The sequence below is a fragment of the Vibrio sp. 10N.222.49.C9 genome, assembly GCF_041474985.1.
Classification (GTDB): domain Bacteria; phylum Pseudomonadota; class Gammaproteobacteria; order Enterobacterales; family Vibrionaceae; genus Vibrio; species Vibrio crassostreae_C.
Map to the genome: position 1 here is coordinate 61,533 of NZ_JBFRVD010000043.1, position 18,417 is coordinate 79,949.

14 protein-coding genes and 1 pseudogene are annotated in these 18,417 nt (G+C 42.1%); 9 read left to right on the forward strand and 6 right to left on the reverse strand.

What is annotated here, in order from left to right; all coding sequences use genetic code 11:
• Positions 1–5 precede the first annotated feature (5 nt).
• From pntB to AB4585_RS18340, 6 genes are all read left to right on the forward strand, one after another.
• Positions 6–1,403, forward strand: a complete 1,398-nt coding sequence (gene pntB, locus AB4585_RS18315) for a Re/Si-specific NAD(P)(+) transhydrogenase subunit beta (protein WP_017064580.1) — start codon at positions 6–8, stop codon at positions 1,401–1,403.
• Positions 1,404–1,691: 288 nt separating this feature from the next.
• Positions 1,692–3,164: a sensor histidine kinase VxrA gene (vxrA, locus tag AB4585_RS18320; protein ID WP_017065947.1), complete on the forward strand. Its 1,473-nt coding sequence runs from the start codon at positions 1,692–1,694 to the stop codon at positions 3,162–3,164.
• Positions 3,139–3,798: a response regulator transcription factor VxrB gene (gene vxrB / locus AB4585_RS18325; protein WP_017060099.1), complete on the forward strand. Its 660-nt coding sequence runs from the start codon at positions 3,139–3,141 to the stop codon at positions 3,796–3,798. Before vxrA ends, vxrB begins: the two co-directional genes overlap by 26 nt.
• The gene (locus AB4585_RS18330) at positions 3,798–4,685 is read left to right on the forward strand and encodes a DUF2861 family protein (protein ID WP_029235234.1); all 888 of its coding nucleotides are present in this window, start codon (positions 3,798–3,800) and stop codon (positions 4,683–4,685) included. Before vxrB ends, AB4585_RS18330 begins: the two co-directional genes overlap by 1 nt.
• A 50-nt stretch (positions 4,686–4,735) precedes the next feature.
• A complete protein-coding gene (locus AB4585_RS18335) occupies positions 4,736–5,890 on the forward strand; it encodes a conjugal transfer protein TraF (protein ID WP_017069084.1) in 1,155 nt (384 codons plus the stop codon).
• Between the two features lie 41 nt (positions 5,891–5,931).
• Positions 5,932–6,084, forward strand: a complete 153-nt coding sequence (locus AB4585_RS18340; protein WP_004731009.1) for a YoaH family protein — start codon at positions 5,932–5,934, stop codon at positions 6,082–6,084.
• Positions 6,085–6,629: 545 nt separating this feature from the next.
• Here AB4585_RS18340 and AB4585_RS18345 read toward each other — a convergent pair.
• From AB4585_RS18345 to AB4585_RS18355, 3 genes and pseudogenes are all read right to left on the reverse strand, one after another.
• Positions 6,630–7,118 (reverse strand): annotated as a pseudogene (locus AB4585_RS18345) (GGDEF domain-containing protein); the annotation flags it as partial.
• A 1,030-nt stretch (positions 7,119–8,148) separates the two neighbouring features.
• Complete coding sequence (yciH, locus tag AB4585_RS18350) at positions 8,149–8,460, reverse strand: stress response translation initiation inhibitor YciH (RefSeq protein ID WP_008221404.1); 312 nt, start codon at positions 8,458–8,460, stop codon at positions 8,149–8,151.
• A 3-nt stretch (positions 8,461–8,463) separates the two neighbouring features.
• Positions 8,464–8,832: a DUF3319 domain-containing protein gene (locus AB4585_RS18355; protein WP_017060095.1), complete on the reverse strand. Its 369-nt coding sequence runs from the start codon at positions 8,830–8,832 to the stop codon at positions 8,464–8,466.
• Positions 8,833–8,932: 100 nt separating this feature from the next.
• Here AB4585_RS18355 and AB4585_RS18360 point away from each other — a divergent pair, with 100 nt between their 5' ends.
• Positions 8,933–9,901 carry a tyrosine-type recombinase/integrase gene (locus AB4585_RS18360; protein WP_102320805.1) on the forward strand — a complete coding sequence of 323 codons (969 nt, stop codon included), beginning with the start codon at positions 8,933–8,935 and terminating at the stop codon, positions 9,899–9,901.
• Between the two features lie 143 nt (positions 9,902–10,044).
• Here AB4585_RS18360 and AB4585_RS18365 read toward each other — a convergent pair whose 3' ends face one another.
• Entirely contained in the window at positions 10,045–11,040 is a 996-nt protein-coding gene (locus AB4585_RS18365; protein ID WP_102320806.1) for a D-alanine--D-alanine ligase, read from the reverse strand.
• Positions 11,041–11,219: 179 nt separating this feature from the next.
• A complete protein-coding gene (locus tag AB4585_RS18370) occupies positions 11,220–11,783 on the reverse strand; it encodes an SPOR domain-containing protein (RefSeq protein ID WP_017069919.1) in 564 nt (187 codons plus the stop codon).
• A 216-nt stretch (positions 11,784–11,999) separates the two neighbouring features.
• Here AB4585_RS18370 and AB4585_RS18375 point away from each other — a divergent pair, with 216 nt between their 5' ends.
• The gene (locus AB4585_RS18375; RefSeq protein ID WP_017069918.1) at positions 12,000–14,681 is read left to right on the forward strand and encodes a bifunctional acetate--CoA ligase family protein/GNAT family N-acetyltransferase; all 2,682 of its coding nucleotides are present in this window, start codon (positions 12,000–12,002) and stop codon (positions 14,679–14,681) included.
• Here AB4585_RS18375 and AB4585_RS18380 read toward each other — a convergent pair.
• A complete protein-coding gene (locus AB4585_RS18380) occupies positions 14,673–15,560 on the reverse strand; it encodes a LysR family transcriptional regulator (RefSeq protein ID WP_372170522.1) in 888 nt (295 codons plus the stop codon). The two genes, AB4585_RS18375 and AB4585_RS18380, sit on opposite strands and share 9 nt — an antisense overlap.
• A 224-nt stretch (positions 15,561–15,784) precedes the next feature.
• Here AB4585_RS18380 and AB4585_RS18385 point away from each other — a divergent pair, with 224 nt between their 5' ends.
• Positions 15,785–17,932, forward strand: coding sequence for a TonB-dependent hemoglobin/transferrin/lactoferrin family receptor (locus tag AB4585_RS18385; protein ID WP_010429656.1), 2,148 nt, complete (start codon positions 15,785–15,787; stop codon positions 17,930–17,932).
• The last annotated feature ends 485 nt before the right edge of the window (positions 17,933–18,417 follow it).

The following is an 18,417-nucleotide window of genomic DNA, read 5'->3' on the forward strand; positions in this document are numbered from 1 at the left end:
AACAGATGTCTGAAGGATTAGTACAAGCAGCTTATATTGTTGCTGCTGTATTTTTTATTATGAGCTTGGCTGGGTTATCGAAACAGGAATCTGCGCGTGCAGGTAACTATTACGGTATCACGGGTATGGCAATCGCGTTGATCGCAACGATCTTTGGCCCTCACTCTGCTGGTATTGTGTGGATCATCATTGCTATGGTGATCGGTGGTGGTATTGGTATCCACTACGCAAGAAAAGTAGAAATGACTGAAATGCCAGAGCTGGTTGCAATTCTGCACAGCTTCGTAGGTATGGCTGCAGTACTTGTAGGTTACAACAGCTACATCGATCCACCTGCTGCTGTTTCTATCAACCCTGCAGATATTCATGCAGAGCACGTTATCCATCTAGTGGAAGTGTTCCTTGGCGTGTTTATCGGTGCGGTGACGTTCACGGGTTCTATTGTTGCGTTTGGTAAGCTTCGTGGCGTGATCTCTTCGTCTGCATTGAACATCCCTCATAAGCACAAGTGGAATCTAGCGGCTATCGTAGTTTCTACACTGCTGATGATCATGTTCGTTAAAGCAGACGGCAGCATGTTCGCACTAATGGTGATGACACTTATCGCATTCGCATTCGGTTACCACCTAGTGGCATCGATTGGCGGTGCAGATATGCCAGTAGTTGTCTCTATGCTGAACTCGTACTCTGGTTGGGCAGCAGCAGCGGCAGGTTTCATGCTTGCAAACGATCTGCTTATCGTAACTGGTGCATTGGTTGGTTCGTCGGGTGCGATTCTGTCTTACATTATGTGTAAGGCGATGAACCGCTCTTTCATCAGCGTTATTGCTGGTGGATTCGGCCAAGAAGTGGTTGTGTCTGATGGCGATGAAGAGCAAGGTGAACACCGCGAAACATCAGCTGAAGATGTGGCTGATATGCTGAAAAACTCTAAGTCAGTAATCATCACTCCTGGATACGGCATGGCAGTAGCTCAAGCACAATACCCAGTGCATGAAATCACTGAGAAGCTACGAGCGCAGGGCATTAATGTTCGATTTGGTATCCACCCAGTTGCTGGTAGGTTACCGGGTCACATGAACGTACTGCTTGCTGAAGCGAAAGTGCCTTACGATATCGTTCTAGAAATGGACGAAATCAACGATGACTTCGATGAGACAGATACTGTATTGGTAATTGGTGCGAATGACACCGTAAACCCTGCAGCACTTGAAGATCCAAACAGCCCAATTGCTGGTATGCCAGTACTTGAAGTTTGGAACGCTCAGAATGTTATCGTATTCAAGCGTTCGATGAACACAGGTTACGCCGGTGTGCAAAACCCACTGTTCTTCAAAGAGAACACGCAGATGCTGTTTGGCGATGCTAAAAAGAGTTGTCTAAGTATCTTAGAACATCTATAGAGATCACCTCTAAACAATATGTAACAACTCGATAAGGAGCTCATTTGAGCTCCTTTTTTATCTTACGAAAGCGACTCTATGTGTGATCTCAGTTGATACGAAGTTGACGAAGCCTGATGCAAAACTTGTCGCAATTGAGGTTTGGCTTGCCAATCAGCCTACTAGTACGTATGTACAATGTGGCCGTAATATATTGGCCTTTATCTCTGTAGCTCGCCATTCTCAAAGTTTTTCATGCGGTTAAAAATTTATCTTTGATAGCGAATGGTATATATTTGGTTGATCTATATGAATTTGCGTTGGTTTGTGATCATCAAAAGAACATTTACTCTTCTTATCGCTACGTTGTCTGTGTCTGCAAACGCATTTGCTGACTCTTTACCTGAGCGTATCGATAATTTCACCAAACTCTTTGATCATGAAACGGCAATCGAATCTTACGATATTCGAGTGCTACAGGCTGATTATCCAACACGTTTGATCATGCCGTCTTCTATGCTGCCACAAACAGCAGAGTACCCGTTAAAAGACATTCAGCGCTTGTACCAGTTATCAAAAACCTGTAGTGGTAAACTGCCGTTAAGCCCTTTGATTACTGAGCCTTTAGTTTTTACTCGTGCAATGTGTAAAGGCACCAAGCTTTCTGACCGTTGGTTTAGCCGTAGTGGTTTGATTCACCCTGGCGGCGGTTCTTATGCGGCACGATACGTTGAGAAGTACCCAGAAAAATTCGACTCTCTGAAGCGCTTTATGCATATTCAAGAGCGACCAAACACCGAACACGATGAACTACTGTCTCGCTTGCAACAAATGGATAGCGAAGCAATCACCGCGCTGTTAGCGGGTGCCAGTATGTTTGTTGAGCTTGATGAGATGTGGGTAAAACGCGGCGACAGATATTACCTGTATAAAAAATCAGTCTGGAACGAAAATGCCACGCTTGCTGGGTTATCGTTTAGCTTGTCTTCAGAAGGTAAAAGCTGTTTTGTCCAGCGTGGTAATGTGTGTTGGGAAATAGAAGATCATTCAGAGCTTCTGCAAGTCGCCATGTTTATCTTGGTTATTGCCAACATCATGCTTGTCTTAGGTTGGGCGATTTACCGCTGGAACAGCAAGAAACAAGAGATGAAGAGTCGCATGCTGGTTCTTCAAATCCTAACGCACGAATTAAGAACGCCGATTGCGAGTTTGTCATTGACGGTGGAAGGGTTCAGGCGTGAGTTCGAACACTTACCAGAATCGGTATATGATGAGTTCCGTAGGCTGTGTGAAGATACACGCCGTTTAAGACAGTTGGCGGAAGCAAGTAAAGATTACCTGCAATCAGATAATCAACCGCTCGCAACAGAGTGGGTGCCAAGTGTTGAAGAGTGGCTCCAATACAAAGTTGAAGAAGACTTTGCGCCGGGGATTGAACTCCGTGTAAACAAAGATATAGCTGCAAAAGTGAACGTATATTGGTTGGGAACGTGCATCGATAACCTAATCAGAAATGCCGTGAAATACGGTGTGGCTCCAGTAATTCTAGAACTGAATACTTCTGACAAGAAGCTGACATTCAAAGTTATAGATAATGGAGACTTGTCTCGCAAAGATTGGGGGCAACTAAGAAAGCCATTCGTAAGTAAGAGTGGACTCGGTTTAGGTCTGACGATAGTGGAATCTATGGTTGGAAAAATGGGCGGTCACATGACGCTTATCGGCCCCCCAACAACATTTATTTTGGAGATACCTTGTGAAACAGACATTGCTTCTCGTTGAAGATGATAAAAATTTAGCTGACGGTTTATTAGTTAGCCTTGAGCAAGCTGGATATGAATGTTTGCATGCAGAACTGATCTCTGAAGTTGAAGGCTACTGGGAACAAGCGGATCTAGTGATTCTAGACCGTCAACTTCCTGATGGCGACTCAGTAGATTCACTTCCAGGTTGGAAGAAAAAGAAAGATATCCCAGTTATTTTGCTGACGGCTCTCGTGACAGTAAAAGACAAAGTAGCGGGCCTAGATTCAGGTGCAAACGACTACTTAACAAAGCCATTCGCAGAGGCTGAGCTATTTGCTCGAATTCGTGCTCAACTTCGCCTGCCAGATTCTGAAGAACAAGATGCATCAAAAGTTATCGCTCAGAATCTTGTTATCGATAAAGCGACACGTGAAGTGTTTTTCAATGAACAGGAAGTAACGTTAACGCGCACTGAATTTGACCTTCTACTGTTCTTGGCAAGTAACCTTGGACGTGTGTTTACACGTGATGAACTGCTTGACCATGTATGGGGTTACAACCATTTCCCAACAACACGTACGGTAGACACGCACGTTCTGCAACTAAGACAGAAACTGCCGGGTCTAGAAATTGAAACGCTGCGTGGCGTTGGTTACAAGATGAAAGCGTAATGAGAATAGCCTTACTTCCACTATTAATGTTTTCTTGCGTAGCGAATACCGCGCAAGCAACGGATTGGTTTAAGAGCAGCGATGCTCTGACTCAAGTTCATAAACATCTGCTAGATAATGATTTACCTCAGATGTTTGACTCATTAGTGGAAGTTTGGCAAATCAACTCGTCTCAATCACGAGAAGATCACCTCAATGAACTGTTCGATCAAGCATTGAACAAAGATTGTGGTAAAACTCTCACCAGAAAAACACTCCCAGATTGGATTAGTTCAGTCGTCGTTAAAAGACACATCATTCAAAGCCCTGGCCGAGATACCTTTCGTGTATCGATTAATGTTGAATCCGAAAACAACATTCAAGACATTACCTTCGAGAAGTGGGTCGATAAGATCGTTTCTTCGGACAGTGAGTTAACCAAAGACAGTGAAGTGGTTAACAACGCATCGGTGAGTCTATACCGCAAGCGTTACAATTTAGCCTCTCAACTTGAATCCGGTTTATACCGTTTAAGCGTTAAAGGTGATGGCGGAAAGTCTTGGAGCACTTGGGTTGTTTTGGGTGAAGTTGCCATGCGTCAACAAGTTCGCTGGGCATCAAAAGACACGTGGCGAATCGATAAAAAAGAACTACTCAATCCTTATTGTCCGCTCCCTAAGCTCGAAATCGGTTTGTACGATTACGTTGATGAACACTATGAACAGGTCTGGGGCAAGAGCTACGAATCTGATTATCCAATGAACCTTACTGGTGAAGAACTTCCTAATGATCGCTATGTTTTAGCGGTTTCAATGGTGCATTCACGCTGGCAAGGCGACATAGCGATAGAACAAGCACAAACTATCAGTAAAACTTATGATATTTCTAGCGAAGAAGAGTTAAAGTAATTTAAAATTGTGCCGTTAACTATGTAAGGGATCTAACAAAGATAAACGGCATGAAAAAAACTACAAAACTACTCGCAGCGTCAATTGCATTCGCCAGTCTTCCTCTTTCAGCAGCAAACTACGCCATTGAAGCGCGTGGTGATGCGATGGGTGGTGTTGGTGTTGTTTCAGCAAACTTCCTAACTGCTCCATTCTATAACCCAGCACTTGTTGCGATTTATCGTCGTAATGATGACATGGGAATGATCACGCCAAGTTTTGGCGGTAATTATAATGACCCTAATAACTTAGTTGATGATATCGATAATTTAGTTGACAGCATTGAGTCAGGTACTGTGACTGGTTCTGATCTAGATGCTCTTAATGGTGATAGCCTGAATGTTGATTTAGGTGGTGTTGTAGCATTCGCTCTACCAAATCAGTATATTGCAGCAAACGTATTTGCAAAAGCATACACTGAATCATTTGTAACCCCTGATACATCTAGTGACGCTGCTAATAGTGACTTGGTTAATGCTGAGTTAACTGCTGTTAAAGCTGTTTCTATTGGCATTATGGAAGCTGGTATATCATTAGCAAAATATCAAACGTTCATGGGACAACATTTGTCGTTTGGTATTTCTCCAAAACTCCAAAGAATCTATACGTATAACTACATTGCCTCGGCACAAAACTACGATCTAAGTGATGTTCGAGAAAACGACACCGCGGAAACTACATTTAATATTGATGCAGGTGCGCTTTGGTTTTACGGCCCATTTAGAGTGGGTTTTTCTGCAACGAATATTATAGACCGTGAGATTGAAACTAAATCCGTTAGCCAACAGCTAACAAGCAGCACAGGGGCTACAAGAACAGTAACATCGAGTCATTCTTATAACCTGGGGCCTGTCTACACTGTTGGTGCGGGGATCGTTTCTGATTACTTTACGTTGAGTGTTGATTATGATTTGAATGAAGCAGAGAAGTTTACTTCGTTCGAAGACAACGAACAGATGATTCGTGTTGGTACTGAAGTCGACCTGTTACGTCAGCTTAAGCTAAGGGGAGGGTATTACAAGAACCTGGCTTACTCTGATTCAGAAGGAACAGTGACAGCTGGTGTTGGTATCTCGCCATTGAACTTGTTTCAGCTAGATCTAAGTGCTAACTACACAAATGAAAATGCAATGGGTGCATCAATCAATTTCCTTGCTAGTTACTAACAGTCCTTATATAGTTCTGCTCCTAAATAAAGGAGCAGAGCATGCTAAACGACTTACCAACCCTTTCTCACGAAGAACAACAGAAAGCTGTTGAACGAATTCAAGAAATGATGACCCAAGGCATCAGCACAGCGCAAGCTATCAAAATCGTTGCTGAGCAAATCCGTGAAGAAATGAGTAATAAAGAAGAGTAGGGCATCAGCCCTTCTTTTTTAATACGGTAGTGCACTATAACTAAATATATTACCCTCTAGTATATTATCTCGTACATACCTACTCTTTAGTTTCTCTAAATCCCGACCTGTCCAAACTCTTAAATACTTTTTATTCAACAAGTTACGTCAGAGTAATTAACTTATCAGGCTTTACTTGGCTTTGAGTTGTAATTAAATTACAGCAAGATCTGAAAGTAAAACAATCGCCACTTTAGGTGTCAGTATTTGTGTCACCATGTCTAAATGGCTAAATATATGGTGTTTTTACGGCTAGTGACGTTGTGACTTGTATTTTGAACGGATGAGAATCCATGAATGTTCAGAAGCAGACAAATGAGGATTTTATCTAAAAACAGTGCGAGATAAGTAGCGACGGTAATATTCAAAACCGATACCGCGAATGGCTTACCACCGCTTAGAGCAAGCTTCGTTGCCACATATGTGCTTTACAGAATAAGTATTTAAAAAGCTTACGAGGCGTAAGGTGTTGTGTAGAAGTCGATTAAGGAATGCGGCGCGTATCAATTTGAGAATGCTAAATTGATGTGTTTTCTATTGGGGAATGATAAGTCTAAGCGATAGGACTTGTTAGAAATAGGGTCGCTTTGAGCGCTGTAGTTGTCGTCGTGGTTACGTATGTAGAATCGAAACCTTGGCTCCTCTTGACCTTCATATTCTATATTGATGGTGACCGAATCGAACGTTGAGAGATCGAGCCCTTTATTTTGGGTCGATATAACGAACTCAATTTCACAGAAGGGTAAGCTATAGGTTTGTTCAAAGTCACACTGTAACTCAATTCCATCTTCTGACTTATGTAATGAGCCTACGGTGCCACCATCGTAGTCTCTGTCTGTATTTACGCGCGTAGGTTATCTGTCAGGTGTGATGATGTAGTTCTTATCCATGAGCGTATTAAAAGAGATCAACGACACTAGCGTGATTGCTAGGCAAAAATACGCGCCCAGCGACAGATATATGCCTAAATAGCGTTGTTTTTGTTCGGTATTTATACGAAAGGTAACGTTTTAAGGGGATAATAATTTAACTGTGTAAATATACAGTTGTTATTTGGGTTCTTTATTTTGTGTTTCCATAGGACCAAGCTTTACCTGTACAGCTAGCTACAGTGTCACTTTACTTATTGATTACATGTGTCGATAAACATTATAAGCTTTCTAATCTCAGGCGGTAACACCATTGCGACTTCAAAGCAGGCATATCAGTTAGAGAAAACAAGTAAAGAAAAACTAAGCGCAATGGGTTTAAAGTAACTCTTAGGTTTATTACCAAAGCTACCTAAGTCCAATTGAACGTAATTTCAGGGCAAACCGTGATTATGGATCTCCCAAGTATCGGTGTTGTGTACCAGCAATAAGTGTAATGAATCTATGCAAACTGAACACAAAGTACTAACTCTAGAGAGAATCGTTAAGAAGGTTTGAAAAATCTGTGTGCGGGTCTACATAAGACACACGAACTTTATTAGTTGATGGATTTAAACGAGAGCTAAGCATGTGCAGTTGATAAGAAACATTGGTCGCGTGTGTGAAATCTGGAATAGAAACAACAGCAATGCTTACAAGAATTGCACACAGCGCAGCGAACCGTTAGTGCAAACAGAGAAGTGGCATATAAGTTAAACCAGACGGACAAAGTTTCGCGTCAATTAGATTTTCTGAATGAAGATTGAATTGTGTAGACGCTGGCCGTACATATAATTATTAGATTTCAAATGCGATAAGAAAACTCTGAACGGCGCAAGAAGCGTGAGAGTCAGTTGGAACAAAGATTTTAAGGACAAAAGATGAGAATACTACCTTTAGAATTAACTACACGTATTATTAACTGCGTATTATGTACGTTATGTTAAATGGATTTTGATGTTTATAAGGCAGGTATCTTTGTGTGATGCCCTGCCTTTGTATTGTGCCGATATTCTCTAATTTATACTGTGTATTTAACCATACTAGCTATTTACCATAAAATACCTAATAACCAGTGATAATAATCTTCGATTTTAACCCTGGTATTAGTTAGAGATTAACCGCCAGCAAATTTAACTTTGTAGCCTTTCTTTTCAAGGTGCGCTTTGATCTTGTCGCGCGCGTCACCTTGAATTTCGATGTTGCCATCTTTTACTGAGCCACCGCAGCCGCAAACTTTCTTGAGTTCTGCTGCCATTAGTTTTAATGGTGCGTCATCTAGGTCTAAGCCAGTTACGACAGAAACGCCTTTGCCTTTACGGCCTTTGGTTTCTTTTTGGATTCGAACGATACCATCGCCTTTAGGACGTTGGACTTTCTCTTCTTCAGGCTTAATGCGACCTGTTTCTGTTGAATATACTAGGCTCATAATTTACTTCTTTTGTTGCTCTGCTTTTTGTTTTGCGAGTAAGTAAGCTTCTATATGGCGTTGGATTGCAACCTTGCCGCCTTTGATTAAGCGACCGTTAAACATGCAATACCACGCATTAGGCTCACCGGTGTCATTCTTGATTTGGTAGCCGTTGAAGTTTTCAGTCGAGCCACCAGTTCCTCTCGACTTATTTAATGACATGAATTCTTTTGGATCAATAATAGATGCGGTATCAATCCACCAATCAATACTCTTTTTCACGGCAGCTAGGTTGCCCTGAATAACGTTGTTTTTTAACTTAGCACGCCAAACTGTGTTGTTAGCATCTATCGATTGAAGATGGACGCTTCGGTAAATTGAATTAGCCATATCTATTAATCATCTTTCTGTTTTCACTGCATTAATCATAAGTATACTAATAATGATATCAAGCATAATATGGTAAAAACACCTGTCGAGGTATGGTAATTTGAGAAAAAAAGTCCCTATTTTAACTGACTCTGTGATAATTAATTCATTTGTTGAAAAATTAAACAGCAACGCGACAATAGAAATTATAGATGAGTTGACAGGATTTCAATACTCTCGCAATTCACTGTTGGGCATTTACAGTGATTGGAATCGCTATCATGCGTTCTGTACCAAACATCGTATTAACACACTTCCCGCATCTATAACCGCTGTTCGTCGTTTTCTTGAAACGGAGTCTAACGATAGAAAATACGCATCGCTAAAACGTTACACTGCAACGCTTAGCATGTTACATACTGTGTTGAGCTTTGCTAACCCGATCAAGCACAGGCAAGTTCGCTTTACCCTACTCCACTTACAATCTCAAATGGCCGGTGACGCTAAACAAACCAATGCTATGACATCTGTGCATCTCACTGATTTGAATACGTTACTCTCCCATGAGAAAGCAAACCTGAAAGAGATCAGAGACATTGCTATTTATAACGTGATGTTCGAGTGTGCTTTAAAGCGCTCAGAGCTTAAGTTGTTATCGATGAGTGATGTTGAGTACGTTGAAGATCATTACCAAGTAACAGTCAAAGATTCGGCTTATCAGTTGTCACAAATAGCCAGTGTTGCACTTCAACGTTGGCTTTCGTTTACTGGTATACAAGATGACTTGCCAGTATTTCGTGCGATAGACAAGCATGAGAATATTGGTTTGCAGCCTTTAGATGATTCGTCCATCTATAGGATATTGAGAAGAGCTAGCGACTTACTTCAACTGCCAGAAAATCACCATTTCTCTGGAAATTCGATTCGTGTTGGTGCTGCACAAGAGTTGTCGAAACAAGGTCTTAAGGTTAGAGAGATTCAGGACTTTGGTCGCTGGCTTAGCCCTGCCATGCCAGCCCAATATGTGGGTTTCACGGGAACGGCTGAGAGTGAGAAGATGAAGTTTAAGGCGCTAATACCTTGGCAATAAACGGTTCGTAATTACTTGGATATAAGTTGTGGCTAAATGATAGATTCGTAAAAAACGGCTAGCTTTAAAAACAAAAAGTGCCTTGGCGAAAGCTTAAGGCACTTTTGGGTTCAGCTCTAAGTGAACGAAAACGAGTTAGAAACCTAAGAAAGGCTTGTTCTCACGCAGTTTTCTAAGAACTGGCTGAATTTGTGGCCGTCATGCTCAACCATTTTAGGGAACATGGAGATTGGCGTCATACCTGGGAAGGTGTTGACTTCGTTCAGGTAGATCTCGTTGTCTTGCGTTAAAAAGAAGTCGATACGAGACAAGTGACGAAGCTTCATCTGGGTGAAGACTTTTCGTGCGCTGTCTGCAATCAATTCACGCTGTTCGTCAGTTAAATTACTTGCTTCAACTTCAGTGATCGAGTGGCTGTCTGCACTGTACTTCTCTTCGTAAGAGTAAAATGCGCCATTCGGTGCAATCACCTCACCCGGCTTGCTGATGTGTAGCTCGCCATCGATTTCATAAGCAGCAATTTCTAGCTCTCTAGGCACCACTGATTTCTCAACCAATACTTGGTCCGAGAAAGTGAACGCCTTGTTGATAGCCTCGCTTAAATCTTCTACTTGGTTAACTTGGTAACAACCTACAGAAGAACCTTGACGAGCCGCTTTCACAAACACTTTACCCCAGTTTTCAAATGCTTGAGTTGCTTGTGAGTGAGCTTGATCATTGTTGTCTGATAAGAACAGGTACGGCGTGTTTGGAATACCAAGTGCGTCGTACCAAAGCTTTGACGTGATTTTGTTAAAGCTGTTGTTGCTTGCTTCTGGACCACAACCTAGGTATGGAATTTTAGCCATTTCAAACAGTGATTGAATGTCACCTGTTTCACCAGGGAAACCGTGTATGCAAGGCACAATGAAATCGACTTTAGATGCTAAATTGTCACCGCGTAAGGTTTGGTCGTTAATATCAAGATAAACCAATTCACCTGAATCAAGACACCAGCCTTCGTTCTTAATTTCAACTCTTACAACGTTAAAATCTGCAACGCTATTAAGTTGATCAAAAAGGTAATTGGCTGAAACTAAAGATACTTCATGCTCTGAAGATCCACCGCCGCAAAGTAGAAGGATGTTTGTGGTGTTCATGGGTAAATTCGGTCCTTGAAACTAGGAGTACTGACTTCAATGATAAACAAAAGTCGAGATAGGTACAGTGTTTTGATTGTTAAAATTGCGTTCGAAAGATCGAGCGATTAACTATTAAACAAAACAGCGAGTCTTAAAACAAAAGAAGGAGCATTTGCCCCTTCTTTATGAATCAAAACTTAGTTCAACTTGTTAAGCGTTGGGTATTCAGAGTTCTTGATGTCATCAATGCTCTTAACGAACGGCTTCAAGTTTTGGAAAGTGTTCGGCAGTGTTGAGATTGCCTTTTTAGCTTCTAAGCGTGTTGCGTAGTCACCATAAAGTACCGTGAACCACTTAGTGCCGTTAACCATTTTGTAGTTTTCCCAAACTGGTTGAGAAGTCGTAGGTAGCATTTTCACGAAAGAATCGACTTTACTTTGGCTGCCAACAGCAACAACTTGAACTGTGTAACCAAAACGTTGGTTCATGTCTTGTTGTTTCTTGGTTGGGCCTGTCACTACTGCAACTGGCTTAGCTTGAGTCGTTTGAGCGACTTTCTGTTCAACAGGTTCGGTTCTGATAACGTTGACAACATTTTCTTCAACAACGCTTGTTTGCTCAGATTGAGATACAACTGGAGCTTCAACTTTTGCCGTTTTGTACTCTTCTTGATAACTATCTGAAGTGACATTGGTAACGTAGTCGTCAGATACACATGCAGCCAAGAGCAGTGGCAAAGTCACAATTGCAAATTTTTTCATGGAAAGCTCTATATCCTTAATAATAATTACTATAAATCATGCCGATACGTCGGTTTAGAATCAAGTTAACTTTGGGATTATATACCATTAGTGGGTGACCTATTTCACAAACTTTATGCAGGGTTTGCTTATTCATCTGAATTCGGTGAATTTGCCATCAACCTGTGAGTGCAAAGTAAGTTACGATGAACTTACGTGCATTGCTAGGATATGTCTATGAATCATCTTGATCCCCTACTTAAACCCCGTTCAATCGCTGTTGTTGGTGCTTCTCAACGAGAAACACGCGCAGGATATATTGTTATGAACAATTTGTTGCATGGGGATTTTAAAGGTGCGGTGATGCCGGTTACGCCGAAATATGATTCAGTGGCCGGTGTGCTTTCTTACAAGAACATTTTGTCGTTACCGATTGTTCCTGACCTCGCAATCTTGTGTACCAATGCGACCCGTAATGTCGCTATTTTTGAAGAACTGGCTGAGAAAGGTATAGCCTCTGTCATTGTCCTTTCTTCAGACATGCAGCAAGAAAGCGATAATGGTGAGACGTATGATGAACGATGCCTAGCGATTGCCAAAAAGCACAACATTCGAGTGTTGGGTTCCAATAGTTTGGGGGTGATTGTTCCTTGGTTAAATTTGAACGCCTCATTCTCTCCAGTGACAGCATTACCCGGTAAGATCGCCTTTGTTTCTCAGTCGGCAGCTGTGTGTACCACTATTCTCGATTGGGCTAATGACAAAGAGATCGGTTTTTCGGCGTTTATCTCTATAGGCAATGGTAGCGATATCGAATTCTCGGAGTTATTGGATTATCTCAGTACCGACTCTCACACCGAAGCGATATTGCTTTATGTAGACAGCATTACTGATGCGAGGCGCTTTATTTCTGCAGCGCGTGCGGCTTCGCGTAACCGACGAATTTTGGTGTTGAAAGGCGGTCGAACGGCGAAAGGCAGAGCCGCAGCAATGGCTCACACTGGCGGTGCCGACACATTAGATATTATTTATGATTCCGCAATCCGACGCAGCGGCATGCTACGAGTTAAGAACTTACATGAACTGTTTGCTGCGGTAGAAACACTGACTCATTCAGTACCATTGCGAGGCGAGCGCTTGGCTATTGTTACTAATGGTGGCGGCCCTGCGATTATGGCTGTGGACACCCTATTTGACCGCGGTGGTAAGCTCGCAGAGTTTTCAGAAGAGACACTTGATAAGTTGAACAAGGTTTTGCCATCGAGTTGGTCTCATAGCAATCCTATCGATATTGTCGGCGACGCTGGTGATCAACGTTATATCGACACTATAAACATCTTACTCGATGGCGATGAAGCAGACGCGATTCTTATCATGCACAGCCCTTCAGCGGTCGCACATTCCGCTAAAACGGCAGAACGAATTATTGAAGCGATTAAGAAGCACCCTCGCCACAAGCGCTTTAACATCCTGACGAATTGGTCTGGTGAGCTAACAGCAAGGCCCGCACGAAAGCTGTTTACCGAAGCGGGTTTCCCAACTTATCGGACCCCTGAAAGCTCTGTGGTCGCATTCATGCACCTAGTCGAGTACAGACGTAACCAACGTCAGTTAATGGAAACGCCGACCACTGCAGAAAAAGTACACATTGAAGATCTAGCAGATGCGAAAGGTTGGATAGAAAGAAAACTACTGGATAAAGATACAGTTAGCCTTGATACTCACCAAAACAGTCAGTTTTTCAAGAGCTTCAACCTCGATGTGTTACCAACTTGGATCGCTTCTGACCCAAGTGAAGCGGTACACATCGCTGAAACGATCGGTTATCCCGTCGCAGTAAAATTACGTTCGCCGGATATTGCACATAAGTCAGACGTACAAGGCGTGATGCTCAATTTGCGAAACAGCAGTGAAGTTGCCAATGCGGCTCAGGCAATTCTCGATCGTTCTCAATTATCCTTCCCTACAGCAAACATCCACGGCTTGTTAATTCAAGGTATGGCTAAGCTCGCGGGCGGCCAAGAGTTGCGTATTAAGGTTACAACAGACGAAACCTTCGGCCCAATCATATTACTTGGACAAGGTGGTTCGGAGTGGGATGAGTCGATTGATGCCGCAGCTGCTTTTCCACCGCTCAACATGACACTGGCGCGTTACTTGATTATTCGAGCGATAAAAAGCGGCAAGATTCGTCTACAAAAACTCCCTAACCCCATCGATATAGAAGGTTTGTCTGAGTTATTGGTACGTATATCGCAAATGGTAGTGGATTGCCCTGAAATACATGATTTGGATATCCATCCAGTACTGGCCAATGGTGACAAGTTCACGATATTAGATGCCGATATCATCTTGAAAGCGTACGAAGGCGATCCTCAGGAACGTCTTGCGATTCGCCCTTATCCGGTCGAGCTTGAAGAACGTATCCAGCTAAAAGATGGAACCGAAGTGTTGTTACGCCCTATTCTTCCCGAAGATGAACCGCTTCATGCTGACTTCATTAACCGTGTGTCTAAGGAAGATCTCTATAAGCGTTTCTTTAGTGATGTCGGTGAATTCAATCATGAGGCGTTGGCGAATTTCACTCAGATTGATTTCGATAGAGAAATCGCCTTTGTGGTCGTTCGCGAGGAACAAGGCGTTCCAGCGATCATCGGCGTGTCCCGTGCGCTGATTAACCCTGAGAACACAGACGCCGAATTCGCAATATTGATTCGTTCTGACCTTAAAGGTGTTGGTCTAGGTCGCATTCTTATGACCAAGGTTATCGATTACTGCCGTGCGAAGCAGACCAAGCAGATGTCGGGTATGACGATGCCAACCAATAGAGGGATGCTGACACTAGCTCAAAAGCTCGGTTTTAAGCTAGATATCAGTTTTGAAGATGGTACTGCAGATATGGTGTTACCGTTACTTTAACGCCCATGTCTTTTTAAGATGTTGGATACACCAAGACTTGGCGTCGCCCATTTTGTTGCGTCGCCAAGCCATAACAATATCGATCGGTTGTGGTTCTGTACCGGAGATCTGCTGTAGTACGCCAGATTCAATCAAAGGTTTAGCGACACTATTCGGTAAGGTGCCAATCCCTAGTCCTGATGTCAAAGCCTCTACTTTCGCAGGAAAGCTTGTCACGGTTAAACGAGGCTGTTTCTCTAGAATATTGATGCTTAGTGCTGGCTGATCGCGTGCGGTGTCTGCAATGGCAATAACCCTGTAACTTTCTCTCGCCTTCTGATCGAATTCACCAGAACGCTTGTGAACATAGTGGCTTGATGCCGCGACCCACACCATCTCCATTTTACCAATTACGTCACTTTTCATATCGTTTGGAATTGTCTCGAGCTTAGGGCATATCAATAAGTCAGCACGACCATCTGTGAGAGATTCCCAACAACCCGCTAAGATTTCCTCTTGCAAACGAACGCGTGTTTTACTGATTTTTCCTAGTTCATCTACCAGTGGGAAAAAGTTAGCAATCGGGATAATGCCATCAAAGGCGATAGTTAGATCTAGCTCCCAACCATTAGCAAGAATACTCGCATCGTTAACGAGTTGTTCAGTCGCACCAAGAATTATCCTGCCTTGTTCTAGTATTAACTGCCCCGCTTCCGTGAAATTTGCACGATGCCCAGACCGATCAAAAATCATGATGTCTAGCTCTTGCTCCAACTTCTGAATTTGGTAACTCAATGATGATGGCGCTCGGTCCATTTCATTCGCTGCTGCGGCGAAACTTCCACGACGATCGATAGCATCTAGTATGTGTAATGCTTCAAGTGTTATTGGGCTATGCATAGCTTTCCTACTTTATAAATGAGACTTGAATCACAAAAACAGAAGCATTCAGGCTGTGAATGGAACTGTAAAAGTCTTTTTAATACAGATATTTAAGAGTATTAATTATGAGTTAGTTGATAAAATTGAAAATTATTTAAATGCAAATAATAGTAATTATCATTTAGATCCAATATTATATTTCGCAAATCAAGATAATACTATGGAACTAAGGTAACTATCAGATGTATAAGCAATCCCTGCTCTCTGCTTCAATCGTTTTAGCGCTTTCATCAACGTCAGCCTTTGCTGAAGATTATGCCCTATTTGATGAGGTTGTTGTATCCTCGACGCGCACGAATCAAACACTTATCAATACAGCGGCTTCTGTTGCAGTCATCTCCGATGAGCAAATCGAAGAGAACATGGCAAAAAATGTTAACGAAATCTTCGAATACACTCCAGGTGTAACGATGAACTCGAGCTCTCGACAAGGTGCACAAACCATCAACATTCGTGGCATGGAAGGTAAGCGCGTAAAGATTTTAGTGGATGGCTCATCGCAACCAGGTTCATTTGATGGTGGCCCTTACGCATTTATTAACTCTAGCGGTATTTCAATCGATCCCGATATGCTGAAAAGTGTCGAAATTATCAAAGGTGCGGCTTCAAGTTTACACGGAAGCGACGCTATTGGTGGTGTTGTCGCCTTTGAAACTAAAGACCCTTCTGATTTCTTAAAAGATGGAGAAGACTTTGGCGGTCAAGCGAAACTGTCTTACTCTTCAGAAGATAACTCTTTCAGTGAGCACGTTGCATTAGCTAATCGATTCGATGACCTAGAAACATTGGTAGCCTACACTCGTCGAGATGGTGAAGAGTTGCAAAACTTCCGTAACCCTAACGACTTAGAGAACTACGCTGTAGAAGGTCAAGATACTTCAGCAGATAATCTTTTGGTTAAGTTGCAATATCAGTTAAACGAAAGTCATCGTATCGAGTTTTTAGCTGAGCTAATCAAAGATACTTCAGACTCTGACATCTACCACTCAAGCTACGATAGCTATACAGGTGCTGATGACACAACGCAAAATCGATTCGCTATTAAGCACATTTGGTTCGCTGATGGCACAATTGCCGATACTGTAACGAGTAAAGTATCGTACATTTCTAAAGAAGAGAATGGTGTAACTAAGCGCTTTAAACCTGCAGGCCCAGGTATGCCACCTTGGGTACCAGCTAACAACGACAACTTACAAACAAAAGACTACGAGTACACTGAAGATAAGCTTGAAATCGAGACTCAGCTAGATAAAGAAATTAACAACCATTACCTAGTGTATGGTGCAACTTATACACATAGTGACATCAGCAACACCAATATGGAGTATAACTCTGATCCTGCTACTGATAACCAACTTTATGTATATACTCCAGATGCTAAGGAGCAAAAATTTGGCTTGTTTATTCAAGACGAAATTAGCTTAGTGAATGACAAACTTATTGTTACCCCTGGTGTACGCTTTGACTATTTCTCAACTGATCCTGGTAACAACACCACTGAGACGTTGAGTGATTTCTCAGATTCTGCGGTAACTGGTCGTTTAGGTTCAACATACAAACTTACAGATACAGGCACTATTTTTGGCCAAATTAGCCAAGGCTTTAGAGCCCCTTCTTTTGATGAACTTTACTATACATATGATAACCCTGGACATGGGTACGTAAATGATCCAAATCCAGATCTTAAATCAGAAACCAGTATTTCATACGAGCTAGGCTATCGTCACAACACTCAAGCTTCATCATCTGAAATCGCGGCCTACTACAGTGACTACGATGACTTTATCGAGACAGTGGTTACGAAAAAGGTTGGTGGAACAACGCACTATTCTAACGTTAACTTGGATTCGGCAACGATAAAGGGGATTGAATTCTCGAACACGTTACTTTGGGATGTCTTGGTTGGTGCGCCTAAGGGTATTTCAACTCACTTCGTAGCTTCATACACAGAGGGTGAGGACGGAAACGGAAATGCACTAAATAGTGTTAACCCTTGGAATGCGGTGTTAGGTCTTAACTATGATGCGCCAAACCAAAATTGGGGTACTAGCGTTAAGTTAAACTACACAGCTGACAAATCTGGTTCAGACATCAACTTCGATGACGAAAGTGGCGGTAACGCAGGCCAGGCTGAGCTTCCAAGCGCAACAGTTGTTGATTTAACAGCTTACTACAAACCAATGAAGGATCTGACGATTCGTGGTGGTGTGTTCAACTTAACTAACGAAGAGTACTACCGTTGGAATGATATTCGCGGTGATGATGAACTTTACAAAGAGAACACTCAAGCGGAAAGAAACTACGGTATTTCAGCTAAATACGAATTCTAACTCGTTAGAAAACTTAACGACAGAATCTGATACAGCAGAAACTAAAAAGCCAGCTTAATTGCTGGCTTTTAATTTATTTCACTAAAAAATTGTATAAAAAAGGTAATAAGTGAAATTACTTCTCTGCCATCTCTTTTTTAACCATTACTGCAGCAGCAACGATGAAAGTGATGATTAGGCCTAGTTCCATGATTAACTCCAAAGAAAATTAACATTAAACATATAATTCGCGTGGATAATAACACAACAGATACAGAATGATACTTTTTAACCACTAATTTACTTTTTATTCGATTAAGATCAAAAAAGATGCCCGAAAGCATCTTTTAATTTTTGAATCATTCACGAAACCACTCATAGACAGAACCTTAAGCACTAAGCTCAGCGTAAATTCCGTCTAACGTAATGTTTTCTTTAGACTTCCTCTGCGCGGACTTTTGAGCGTTCCTTGATATATAACTGGTAGCCCATTCGATTTTATTGCT

Bases quoted from the DNA above. Each gene is read 5' to 3' on its own strand.
- pntB (WP_017064580.1), top strand. From the start codon at position 6: ATGTCTGAAGGATTAGTACAAGCAGCTTATATTGTTGCTGCTGTATTT.
- vxrA (WP_017065947.1), top strand. From the start codon at position 1,692: ATGAATTTGCGTTGGTTTGTGATCATCAAAAGAACATTTACTCTTCTT.
- AB4585_RS18330 (WP_029235234.1), top strand. From the start codon at position 3,798: ATGAGAATAGCCTTACTTCCACTATTAATGTTTTCTTGCGTAGCGAAT.
- AB4585_RS18335 (WP_017069084.1), top strand. From the start codon at position 4,736: ATGAAAAAAACTACAAAACTACTCGCAGCGTCAATTGCATTCGCCAGT.
- AB4585_RS18340 (WP_004731009.1), top strand. From the start codon at position 5,932: ATGCTAAACGACTTACCAACCCTTTCTCACGAAGAACAACAGAAAGCT.
- yciH (WP_008221404.1), bottom strand. From the start codon at position 8,460: ATGAGCCTAGTATATTCAACAGAAACAGGTCGCATTAAGCCTGAAGAA.
- AB4585_RS18355 (WP_017060095.1), bottom strand. From the start codon at position 8,832: ATGGCTAATTCAATTTACCGAAGCGTCCATCTTCAATCGATAGATGCT.
- AB4585_RS18365 (WP_102320806.1), bottom strand. From the start codon at position 11,040: ATGAACACCACAAACATCCTTCTACTTTGCGGCGGTGGATCTTCAGAG.
- AB4585_RS18370 (WP_017069919.1), bottom strand. From the start codon at position 11,783: ATGAAAAAATTTGCAATTGTGACTTTGCCACTGCTCTTGGCTGCATGT.
- AB4585_RS18375 (WP_017069918.1), top strand. From the start codon at position 12,000: ATGAATCATCTTGATCCCCTACTTAAACCCCGTTCAATCGCTGTTGTT.
- AB4585_RS18380 (WP_372170522.1), bottom strand. From the start codon at position 15,560: ATGCATAGCCCAATAACACTTGAAGCATTACACATACTAGATGCTATC.
- AB4585_RS18385 (WP_010429656.1), top strand. From the start codon at position 15,785: ATGTATAAGCAATCCCTGCTCTCTGCTTCAATCGTTTTAGCGCTTTCA.